We start from the raw sequence: 1,199 nt of genomic DNA on the forward strand, positions 1-1,199 counted from the left end.
TACACATGCCGGATGGATCGGAGTCGCGGTTCGTTACGGGAAGCGAGATAACCGTTAAGAAGGTGTTCGCTGGGAACGGGAGCGAGCCTTACAAAAAACTTCGTGTTGCCGGGAGATTGGTTGAAGCCTACGGAGGGGAGGAGGAAGAGCGGTTCCATGTCGCCGGTGTTGGATGGATATTCGATCCATCGGAAGATGGTGAAATCAAGCTAGCCGACGTGCTCTGGATGGAGCATCCAGAGCTTGGCATATTCGAGTTCCATTGCAAGCACTGGCTGAAAAGGAGGGGCTGATGAAGGTCAGGTACATCGGGGACTACTACAAAGTGGTCTTGGAAAAGGGCAAGGTCTACGATGTCGAATGCATGGAACCGGGCCCCTTCGGCGATGCTTATAGGATTTTACTCCCCGATCTCGATGACGATGGACTTTTCCCCGTCGACGATTTCGAAGTCGTGGAACTTTTTGTCGACTAGCGTGCGACCTCGTTTCCATGAGCATCTTAGGATGCTCGAGAGGGCCGGTGGGTCTTACTATCTCCCTGAGGACGACGGCTCGAAGGCCGGGCCGGTGTGCCCCTAGTGCAACGGGGCGGACGAGATCGTCTGCATCCTCCACCGCTCGAGGTCGGGCGCCCGGTGCGCGCGGTGCGGCACGCGGTACGCCGGCGTCGAGGCATCCGCCGAGGGCTTCAAGCAACACATCTTCTAGTTATCCCATCGAACAGATCGGAGCCCCGTCATGGCATTTATGAGGAAGCTCCTGGTCGTCTGCGACAAGTGCGGCTCGCACGTCGAGGCGTCCGGGGGATCGCGCGACCCGGCGGTATCCGGTTGGCTCGCGGTCGATTCCGAGCACCATCTCTGCCCCGCATGCGCTGCCGCGTACACGAGGCGTAAGGAGGAGATGGAGCGCGAGCTCAAGGAGCGCGTGGCCACGTCATCACATGGAACTGCTTTCATGCCGAAAGCAGGCGTCAGTTCAATCAGCGACTCTACACCACGTACGATTTCTAATTTTGTTCGACTCCCCTGGCTATCTCCATCTTCTCGTCGTTGGGGCAATATTTATAAAAATGTCCTTGCATTCCGCATCGATCTCGCGTAAAGTATTTTTTGCACCACATGGGGGCGTAGCTCAGCTGGGAGAGCGCTTGACTGGCAGTCAAGAGGTCAGGGGTTCGATCCCCCTCGTCTCCAC

The 1,199-nt window shown here is 57.3% G+C and carries 3 protein-coding genes and 1 tRNA gene; all 4 read left to right on the plus strand.

Going from position 1 to position 1,199, the window contains the following annotated elements; translation table 11 throughout:
• Window positions 1-293, plus strand: a 293-nt coding sequence (locus I2E26_RS05960; protein WP_195419997.1) for a hypothetical protein, incomplete at its 5' end; no start/stop codon positions are given.
• Window positions 293-475 (plus strand): hypothetical protein, encoded by a 183-nt coding sequence (locus I2E26_RS05965; RefSeq protein WP_147588285.1) that lies wholly within the window; start codon window positions 293-295, stop codon window positions 473-475. The genes I2E26_RS05960 and I2E26_RS05965, both read left to right, overlap by 1 nt.
• Before the next feature lie 430 nt (window positions 476-905).
• Entirely contained in the window at window positions 906-1,106 is a 201-nt protein-coding gene (locus I2E26_RS05970) for a hypothetical protein (protein WP_195419998.1), read from the plus strand.
• A 19-nt stretch (window positions 1,107-1,125) separates the two neighbouring features.
• Window positions 1,126-1,198: transfer RNA gene (locus tag I2E26_RS05975), tRNA-Ala, on the plus strand.
• Window position 1,199: the final 1 nt, after the last annotated feature.

Origin of the sequence: Collinsella sp. D33t1_170424_A12 (genome assembly GCF_015554865.1) — a bacterium.
Classification (GTDB): Bacteria; Actinomycetota; Coriobacteriia; order Coriobacteriales; family Coriobacteriaceae; genus Collinsella.

Bases quoted from the DNA above. Each gene is read 5' to 3' on its own strand.
- I2E26_RS05965 (WP_147588285.1), top strand. From the start codon at position 293: ATGAAGGTCAGGTACATCGGGGACTACTACAAAGTGGTCTTGGAAAAG.
- I2E26_RS05970 (WP_195419998.1), top strand. From the start codon at position 906: ATGGAGCGCGAGCTCAAGGAGCGCGTGGCCACGTCATCACATGGAACT.